The organism is Citrobacter sp. wls613, from assembly GCF_005281195.1.
GTDB lineage: Bacteria > Pseudomonadota > Gammaproteobacteria > Enterobacterales > Enterobacteriaceae > Citrobacter > Citrobacter gillenii.
Genome location: NZ_SZXN01000045.1, coordinates 1 through 9395, shown reverse-complemented (window position 1 = coordinate 9395; position 9395 = coordinate 1). Strand labels below are relative to the sequence as shown.

The window sequence follows — 9395 nt, the reverse complement described above, 5'->3', positions numbered from 1 at the left end:
GCTGGACTTGAACCAGCGACCAAGCGATTATGAGAAAAAGCCTGATATATTTTTGTTTGTTCTCATTATGTATATTTTGTTTTAATTCAATGAATTAACGGTTTGTGATTACTAACGTAAAATCCCGTTTATTCCCTTTTATTAACGTTCTGAGGTAGCCTATAGGGAGCCTGGCTTTTTGGGTCATGCACCAAGCGATTTCGGCGCGATTTTTACAGGGGCAGATAATGGAGTCCTTCAAGTTCACAAAATCCAAGATAAACGAGTTGCCACCCGCACCAAAAGGCAAGCAGGACGAATATTACGATAGTCACGTTAGAGGGTTGCGCCTAAGGGTCGGGGCTACTGGCTTGAAGACGTTTTATGCCGTCAGAAAACTTAAAGGGAAGTTCATCAGAACTGCGTTGGGCCGGTTCCCGGAGATATCTGTTGAGCAAGCCCGGACGATGGCTCTTGAAACGCTCGGAGGTATTGGGACGACAGGAAAGAACCCGAACGAAACAAAGCGGGAAGCTGAGAGGGCCAGTGTTACTCTTCGCGAAGCAATGGAGTTATATATTGAAACCCGTGGAGATAGACTAAAAGAAACAACGGCCAATCAGTACCGGCGTTTGCTCACCAATTTTTCAGGTGACTGGTTAGATAGACCAATTGCCAAAATCTCAAGAGATGATACTCAGAGCCGGCATAAAGCTATTACGGAAGGTATGGTTTGGTTCGGAGCTGAATTATCTAAGCTACGCAAAGGCGTCGGATCTGGGAGTAAAGCTCAGGCTGATTTGTGGGGCCGGTCGCTGAGGGCTGTATATAATTTTTCCTACGATAATTATCGTGATAATGAGGGTATTAAATTATTACCTGATCCCCCTACCATTGCATTAAGCACAAAGCGGCAATGGCACGGCTTAACCAGAAAGAATACACGCATACGCAATCATGAATTAGGCCGATGGCTGAGAGCTGTTAAGGACGTCAGAGAGGAAGCTGAACTTAACCGGGATGATCATATCGCTGCAATTTGCGATGCTCTTGATATGGCGTTATTTACAGGTCTACGGCGTGGTGAGGTGTTTGGCTTGGAATGGGATAGGGTAAATATTGATGGAGGATATTTTTGGATAGACAAAACAAAGAACGGCGAACCGCTTGAACTTCCCCTAACTAATACTCTGTTAACTATTCTTACCAGAAGAAGAAAATGCAGAGTTGATAATAATAACTATGTTTTTCCTGCGGCGAAAGGGGGTAGGGTAACTGACCCTCGCAGAGCAATTGATAAGATTGTTGAAAAAACAAATAGCGGGGATAATATAAATGAGAACCCCATAGAATTTACATGCCATGATGCAAGACGCACTTTTGCAACCTTAGCCGAATTAAGCGGGGTCGGAACCTATATACTCAAGCGGTTAATGAATCACAAGTCAGCACGTAACTATAAAAGTTCAGATCAAACACAAGGCTATCTTATCTTTCCTGTTGAGGAACTTCTCGAACCAGCAAAAATTATTGAAACAAAAATATTAAAAGAGGCTGGACTTATAAAAATACATGAGGATTCTAGAGCGGGATTTCTCGATAGTCTTAGTCCGGAGGAAACTGAGTTAGTTTTAAGATTCATTGATGATATGAAAAGAGGTGGAAAATGAAAAGAAAAACTATCAATCAGAATGAGCCTCAAGTGACCAATGTCAGGGTGCCTGCTGAATTTTTTGATATACAGAGCCTTGCTGTGGACAGTTGGATCTCATTCAGAAAGAATAATTTAATTGAAGGGGCATTGATGTCGGTAGATGAACTTGATTCTATTGCCACGCAATTTTTATTTTCTATACATAAATATGGATTTAATGGTATTGGAACATTAGACACCGTTAGAGATTTATTAGAGAAATATTATGTTGATGGTAAGGATATAATTTCTTTTTTTGAATTTATTGTCCGCATTGCCAAAGATGAGCTAGATAAAAAAATAAACATTAAATTTAATGAAATGAGTGCGCACCTTAAATTAAAGTTCAATGGTGAGCGTTTAATTGCACCGGACGTTGTGATTTCATCTATTCACGATTTTTTAAATGATAACGGTTTAGTTTTTATTGAAGAGAGAGAGATAAAGATTCTTTCTGGTGGTGTTTGTCTGAAGGATGATTATTTTTCTTATGAAACAGAGGTTTTTTCTCTGATCTCGGATTATGTTGTTGGTAGAGTTATAGTGTCACCATACACAAATATTCTGATCGAGTTTTTTCGCGACAATAGTGATATTCGACATAAAAATGAGCAAGGAGAAAGTAAAGTAAGGCCATCGTCCAAAAAAGGCCCAAGAAACCCCGAGTTGTATTCATATATTATTAAGATTGTTGACGCAACGTTGCTTAAAAATCCAAATGCAACGACTTATGCATTGACTGAGAAACTCGGAGGGCATTTAGAGGAATATCGCCATAACCATCCCGAAAGGAAAAATTGGCGGATATCAGAAAACCAGTTAAGGAGATGGATCAAAGAACATCGGGAGTTAACGGGTCAGGACTCGCAAGGAAAGCATGATGGCAACTTGAAGCTTGAAGGTATAACTTATTGATTTTAAAATGCTCATTTGGTTAATGGTCATAGTTCCATTTTCTAAATGAGTAGAATCATTTTGGTTAATGATAATATCATTTTCTCATGTGATCTTATTTTTTTGTTTTGTATCGGTTTATTCTGTTTTACGTCGATTCAAATCAATAAAAGGTAATCACTATGGAAATTCAAGACCGCATGACCCGCAAAGAAGCTGCGAGCTATATCGGTGTTTCAACCGCCACAATGGCTAACTGGGCTTGTACAGGGAAAGTCAAACTGCCTTATTACAAGGCTGGCCTCAAAAAGGTTATCTATCTCAAAAGCGACCTTGATGACTACTTAGAGTCAACCCGTCGATTGCAGGCGTGATATGCCACATCACCGTAAGCGAGAAAAGTAAAAGCCCGCTGGAGAGAGCGGGCTTCGGGATAATGCATTTCAGCACTACTGTGAACTCAAATTACCGGCAGGCTGACAGGCATATGAACGAAGAGCAAACAAGGCCGCACCGGAGGTAATCATCATGCCACATGACAAAATAAATTCAAAATACTGTTTGACAACCGCGCTCAATGGATCGCAGAATCCAGACGTTGCCGCAAAATCGGCAACCGGGATTTGCAGCCCGTGCATGTTATCGGCGACGACAGACGCGCCATGCGTCTTTTTTTACGTCGCAATCAACGCCACAGAGCGCCATATTATGGCGTGGTGCGTTCACTCCGGTCATTCAATTGCCGGGCATGAACAGGTAGCGCACCACTCCGCCATGTCAATGGTAGCCCAGGCGGGGCAGCCTTCGAGCTGGCCGGTTTCCGATAACGCCGGTACTGCAAACCCTGTCTGGGCTATCGCCATAATGAAGATTTGCAGCTTCGGCGATAGCGTACTTAGCGTTGTTATCGGAGGTTGCCTTATGGCTACTACCCCTATCTCTTTACACCCTCAATTTATCTACATCTTTGACGCCCTGCGCCGTAATGATATGGCCGCTGGTTCTGTTCGTGTATCCGTTGAGGCTGATACGCTGGTTGAAGCTCGCCAGAAAATCAAACGGGATTATGTCGCGGTGTTTTACCGTGATCGTAAACCGAATAACCCCCTCAGCTCGGCCAGTTCATCGCATTCACTCTTCACATGGATCTTTCTTGCTGTCCGCCGTTCTGACGCGCTGGCGAAGCCGCAGCGTAAGGAAGTCACTGCCCCTGATCTCACAAGCGCACGCCGCGTTATAGCGCGTGATTTTGTCGCCTCTTTCGCCGGCCGTCTGCCGGTTCGTGAGGTGTCTCATGTATAAAATCCTCATCACACTCATCAATTATCAAAATGGTGATCAGCGGGAGCTGGTACATAACTGGCGCTATAAAACCAGCGATGAAGCCTGGATTGATGCAAATAAAATGGCCTATGTTCGTAAAGGCGATGACGGCAAGACCACGCACGAATGCAGGGTTAAAGTTGTGGGGGTGAGTCATGTATGAGATTCATGTAAAAGCCAGGAATGTAATCACCGGAGAAATCAATTTTTACCGTCATTCAAAAAAGTATAATTCGCCGGGTAAAGCGTTCAAAACAGCCAGAAGGCTCGTTGATGACATTACCTTTAATGGGCGTCATTTAGACGATAACGAATATACGGTGACGGTTGGGAAGGTGAAACATGGCTGACATTTTTCGCGGCAAAGTGACACGTAATAAAACATATCTGGTTTCCGGTTATGCGGTAACGCCAAAAGGCCATACCCGCAGTGCAGAGGCAACCGTAGAGGCGCTTAATCGTGATGAGGCGATAATTCTGGCAACAGCTCAGTTGCGCTGGGAGGGGTTAAAGTACTTTAAGGCTCTCAGAGTGCTGGAAATAACATCACCATTAATCAGCAAACTGCACTGATAATCCGTTAAACAAAATTATGTTTTATATGACCGTTATCGGTCAGGGGGTCTTTATGTCTCAGAATCAAATCGATGAAAAAGAAATCATCTCTCAGGATGCGAACTTGTGGAACAGAGATTATTCGTGGCTGTTTTCTGAAGAAAACTATTGGCGGCTGGATGACATTATTAACATTTCAAGATTGCTCGAAGACTTACTTGATTCTAAAGCTGAAATGAAGTGTGAAACAAGCGTATCGGCCGGTCAGATGAGCAGTCTTTTCAGGGTGATGCTTAAAGAACTGAATGCAATAAAGTCAGAGCTTCCCAGGAAAGACAGGATATTTTCACAAGGTGAGGTTGATCTGGGTTTAAGTGCTGTCAGGTTATTCGGTGTACATCGGGTTACAGAAATGATTAATGAAGCTACACAAGGCGACCATTAAATACAAAAGCGCCGTGGTAAGCGGCGCTTAAGGATTTTATATGTACAGAGAAGATTTACGCACAGATATTATAAAGCGTCTTATTGCTGATTTCCAGTTTAAAGAGCAAAGCGGTTATTTGCGGCAAGGCGTTTGCCCTCACTGTAAGAAAAAGGAATTATTCACCAGTCTGGATAAACCCTATGTATTGCGCTGTGGACGGGAAAATAAATGCGGCGGTGAGGTAATTGTAAAAGAGCACTATGCTGATTTATTTAATAACTGGTCGGAGCGCTATCAGCGCTCGGAAGCCAATCCCCATGCAGCAGCAGAAGCCTATTTGCGTGAAGGGCGCGGCCTCGATACGGCATTGATTGCCGGATGTTACAGCCAGGAAAGCTATCACCAGAGGAGTATAGGCAGCGCGACGGTTCGCTTTGCGTTGCCGAACGGCGCTTACTGGGAACGGATCATTGACCGGCCAGAGCGGTTTGACCGTAAGGCCAATTTTGGTGGTCGCTATGCCGGCCAGTGGTGGGCCGCCCCTGCTCAAAATCTTGCCGGGCAAAAGGAGATCTGGCTGGTCGAAGGGATTTTCGACGCCATGAGCCTGAACCAGAACGGCATAGCGGCTGTGTCGCTCATGACCTGCAATAACTACCCGGATAAAGCCTTACAGGAACTGGCGGCGCTGTACGCTAAAAGTCCGCGTCCGGTTCTGGTGTGGGCGCTGGACAGGGGGCAGGCCGGGGAGCGCGCCATACGTAAGCATGTTGAGCGCAGCCGCGTTGAAGGATGGACCGCTAACGCAGCTCTTCCCCCGGAAGGTAAAAAAAAGGCTGACTGGAACGACCTGCATATCAGAGGCAAGCTGACAGTCAGAGATCTGGATGCTTACCGCTACTATGGCGCGTTGCTTATTGCCCGGAGCGCCAGCGATAAGGCGTTGCTGATGTTCAACCGAACCGAGAGACACGAGTTTCATTTTGAATACGATTCCCGCCTGTGCTGGTTCAAGCTTGATGTGGATCGGCACATGAAGGCGGTCGAGCGCATCCAGATGGCCGAGCCGGATTTAGATGAACGGGACGCGAAGGCCAAAGCTCTGAAGGAGTCGGGCGCCGTGGCCGAGATTGCCAATTGCTACCCGACGCCACTGTATTTCCAGAAGTCGGAAGCAACGGACGAGGCCTGGTATTACATGCGTGTGGATTTTCCAAATGGCTCCCCACCCGTTAAGGCTACGTTTACTGCCGCGCAGCTCTCCAGCGCCTCTGAGTTCAAAAAGCGGCTTTTGCATGTGGCTAAGGGCGCAGTGTATACCGGCAACACCAATCAGCTCGATAAGCTGGCAAAGCAGGATTTACCCGGGATTAAAGAGGTCAATACGCAAAACTTCATCGGGTACAACAAAGAGTTCGGGGCTTATGTATTCAATGACGTTGCTGTACATAACGGCACGCTCTATCCGCTCAATGATGAGGATTATTTTGAAATGCGGGATCTGAGCCTGAAAAGCCTCAGTGCATCGCCACACCTGGCGCTAAATCCTGAGCTGGGTGACTTTAACCCCGCATGGGGGGCCGACCTGTGGCAGGCATTTGGCGCCAAAGGTTATATTGCGCTGGCCTTCTGGCTGGGAGCGCTGTTTGCTGAGCAAATCCGCGCTGTACAAAAAAGTTATCCGTTTCTGGAGGTTGTCGGAGAGCCGGGCTCCGGCAAGAGTACCCTGCTGGAGTTTTTGTGGCGGCTGAGCGGCCGGCCGGATTACGAAGGGTTTGATCCGTCTAAATCCACCCCAGTGGCGCGGGCGCGTAACTTTGCTCAGGTGGGGAACCTGCCGGTATGCCTGATTGAAGGCGATCGGACGCTGGACAATGCGAAGCAGAGGGCTTTTGACTGGGATGAGCTGAAGTCTCTGTACAACGGACGATCTCCGCGGGCTGTGGGTATCAAAACGAATAACAATGAAACCTATGAGCCGCCCTTCAAGGGAGCGATTATCATTGCTCAGAACGCCAATACAGACGGTTCCCCGGCATTTCTGGAACGTATTATTCACCTGCATACTGACCGGCGCGACCAGACTCCACAAACAAAAGCCGCAGCGGAAGCGCTGGAGCGCTACCCGATAGAGTCCATTTCCGGCTTTGTCCTGATGGCTATCCTCAAGGAACGGGAAATTATGGAACGTTTCTTTACCCGTTTTGAGTCCGCCGAAGGGGAGGTGCTGGCCGTTATGCCCTCTCAGCATATCCGCATTATCAAAAATCACGCCCAGCTCATCGCCCTGCTGGAAGCGCTGGAGATGGTGATCCCTCTGGATAGCGGATGTACCGAGAAAACGAAGGATATGCTCCTCCGGATGGCACCGGAGCGCCTCAAGGCGGTACAGGCCGAGCATCCGCTCGTACAGGAGTTCTGGGAGGTCTTTGATTATCTGGATTCGACGGTGCCGGGAGGGATGAATCATTCGCGGGAACCAGGAGAAATCGCCGTTCAGTTCAGTCATTTTCAGGAAGAGGCGAGCCAGCACCGGCAATCGCACGCTGACATTAAAGAGCTTAAAAAGCTCCTGGAGGGAGCCAAGAGCAGGCATATCATCCGCAAGGGCGCGGTAAGAAGTCACATCTATGAGAACTACAACCGTAAGCTGCCGGCAGACAGCCCGGCGAAACGCAATGAAGTGCAGCATTGCTGGGTATTCAAGGCACAGCATTAAAACAAACCGGCCTGATTTGTGGCCGGTCAGTTATTTGTGCACTGTCATTTATCATCATGCTGGCCATCTGGTCGGTGATGAGTTGTATTTTATTCGCTGGCGGTCAATGGCTGAGCTTGAGGGCCGGCATTTAGCTGGCCCAAAGGTAAATTAATCACCCAATATGAGCTTTTGCTGACTTGCAGTACTTGTAATACGACTCAGTATGAAACCACTTCATGCCCTGTATTGGCCCATTAGCGAGCATTCCAGTTCCGGTACTCAACACAAAAAAGTTTCGCTGAATCAATTCCACTGCTTCGTTATAAAACTCGTGGAATTTACCCTCATTATCTTTTTGCACTTTTAGGATCAAGTAATTTTTATCTTCCGGCATCTCCTCGTATAAGCAGATGAAAGCATTTATGGTTGCGTCACTAACTTGTGAAAAAGCGCGCATGGCGGCGATTAGATACTGCTCGTCGTCCCAATGATCCTTATAGATGAGAGCCAAGGCTACAAGCCCAATTTTTGAATGGGTTTGGCGGACGGTTTCCAAGATAGCGTAAAAGCAATTTGAATATGTCTCGTCACTTGATATCTTGGTAAGTAAATCCTCGTCGACTTCCGCATTCGATATAAATGTAACGAAACGCTTTTGTAGCTGCTTGTTATAAAAGTGTTCAGCAAATTTAGCGATCAGTCCAATTCCCGGGACACCAATATCGCTCGCTAGGTCAGAAACTTCACTTCCTGTTTGAGCAATTTCCTTACCCCATTCCAAATATTTATTTGTCATAAGTGAAACCTCTTTTCTAATGGCACCTATTCCCGATTATTTAGTGCATCTTTATTTTTTGCAATACTTTCCTCAGAGGGGCTAACTAGCCAGCCAGGCCGCCACGTTCAAACGTTCTGATTCCTTGCGGTGAGCTCGTTCACCTGCTCAAGGTGGGCAGAAAATGTGAGGGCGCTGGGCGCATGACGTATGAAAGGAGTATCAACTCAGATGCACTTACTCGCCACCACATGACAAACCGGCCGGCACGGACAGGAATGACTGAGCTGCAGCATGGTCACATTCGGCGGTGCTCGATATCGGACAGTAAGCACCGCCGGCAACGCCATCGCATCACCGGCGGGCAAGGCCAGTGGAAACGCAAACACAAATTGTTAACAAGAAAGAGATGTTTTTATGCCAAATGTGTTCATAAATCATCCATTCTTAAATGCTTTCAAAATTTTAGGGGGGGTATCGGAAACTCATTACATTATTACAAGGCTAAAAAGTATGGCATAACATAATGATATATATGATAAATTTTTGTAATGAGATTACCATTACAATCCATTACATGTAATAAGGTAGATTCATTACAAGATGAATAGTTAATCTGTTGTTTTTAAAGGATGTAATTTTTATGTAATGCCATGTAATGATAAAAGGATTACAAAATTTATCTTTTAAAATCATTGCATTGATGACGATTTTAGACGCTTGTAATAATGTAATGAGTTTCCGAGACCCCCTTGGTTTTTTACCTGGCAAAGCCCGAATGGAGTTAACCATCAGTTAACATTCGTCAGCAAAGATCCATCCGCAATAGACACCTCTTTCTGTTAATCAATCTTTGCCCGGCTCACCGATGACTCACGATTATTTTCACTGTTATACAGTGGCAAAAATGCAGACCGCCCTTTCCCTTCCTGAGCAGGAATTCAAACGCACAAAGCTGCACAATTTTGCACAATTTTTTTGATGCTAAAAACGCCCTCCGGCGCCAGTTCTGGCGCGGCCTGAGCCAGTTTTCAAAAATGCACAAAAA

At 45.9% G+C, this 9395-nt stretch carries 9 protein-coding genes and 1 pseudogene; 9 read left to right on the top strand and 1 reads right to left on the bottom strand.

The features are described from left to right. Positions 1-227: 227 nt before the first annotated feature. The 9 genes and pseudogenes from FDX01_RS07780 to FDX01_RS07740 all read left to right on the top strand — a co-directional run bounded on the left by FDX01_RS07780 (position 228) and on the right by FDX01_RS07740 (position 7590). Positions 228-1649 (top strand): integrase family protein, encoded by a 1422-nt coding sequence (locus FDX01_RS07780; protein ID WP_137399569.1) that lies wholly within the window; start codon positions 228-230, stop codon positions 1647-1649. Beyond that, complete coding sequence (locus tag FDX01_RS07775) at positions 1646-2587, top strand: hypothetical protein (protein WP_137399568.1); 942 nt, start codon at positions 1646-1648, stop codon at positions 2585-2587. The genes FDX01_RS07780 and FDX01_RS07775 overlap by 4 nt, the downstream gene beginning before the upstream one ends. Positions 2588-2748: 161 nt before the next feature. Then, the gene (locus tag FDX01_RS07770) at positions 2749-2940 is read left to right on the top strand and encodes a helix-turn-helix domain-containing protein (RefSeq protein ID WP_137399567.1); all 192 of its coding nucleotides are present in this window, start codon (positions 2749-2751) and stop codon (positions 2938-2940) included. 154 nt (positions 2941-3094) lie between these two features. Further along, positions 3095-3463 (top strand): annotated as a pseudogene (locus FDX01_RS23625) (ash family protein); the annotation flags it as partial. A 24-nt stretch (positions 3464-3487) separates the two neighbouring features. Continuing rightward, positions 3488-3868 (top strand): host cell division inhibitor Icd-like protein, encoded by a 381-nt coding sequence (locus FDX01_RS07760; RefSeq protein ID WP_249360902.1) that lies wholly within the window; start codon positions 3488-3490, stop codon positions 3866-3868. Beyond that, positions 3861-4052, top strand: a complete 192-nt coding sequence (locus tag FDX01_RS07755; protein WP_137399566.1) for a hypothetical protein — start codon at positions 3861-3863, stop codon at positions 4050-4052. The genes FDX01_RS07760 and FDX01_RS07755 overlap by 8 nt, the downstream gene beginning before the upstream one ends. A 179-nt stretch (positions 4053-4231) precedes the next feature. Then, on the top strand, positions 4232-4462 hold the full coding sequence (locus FDX01_RS07750; protein ID WP_064362487.1) for a hypothetical protein: 231 nt from the start codon (positions 4232-4234) through the stop codon (positions 4460-4462). Between the two features lie 55 nt (positions 4463-4517). Then, positions 4518-4889 (top strand): hypothetical protein, encoded by a 372-nt coding sequence (locus FDX01_RS07745; RefSeq protein ID WP_137399565.1) that lies wholly within the window; start codon positions 4518-4520, stop codon positions 4887-4889. A gap of 40 nt (positions 4890-4929) precedes the next feature. Then, complete coding sequence (locus FDX01_RS07740) at positions 4930-7590, top strand: toprim domain-containing protein (RefSeq protein WP_137399564.1); 2661 nt, start codon at positions 4930-4932, stop codon at positions 7588-7590. 154 nt (positions 7591-7744) lie between these two features. Here FDX01_RS07740 and FDX01_RS07735 read toward each other — a convergent pair whose 3' ends face one another. Then, on the bottom strand, positions 7745-8368 hold the full coding sequence (locus FDX01_RS07735) for a hypothetical protein (protein WP_064362493.1): 624 nt from the start codon (positions 8366-8368) through the stop codon (positions 7745-7747). Positions 8369-9395 lie beyond the last annotated feature (1027 nt).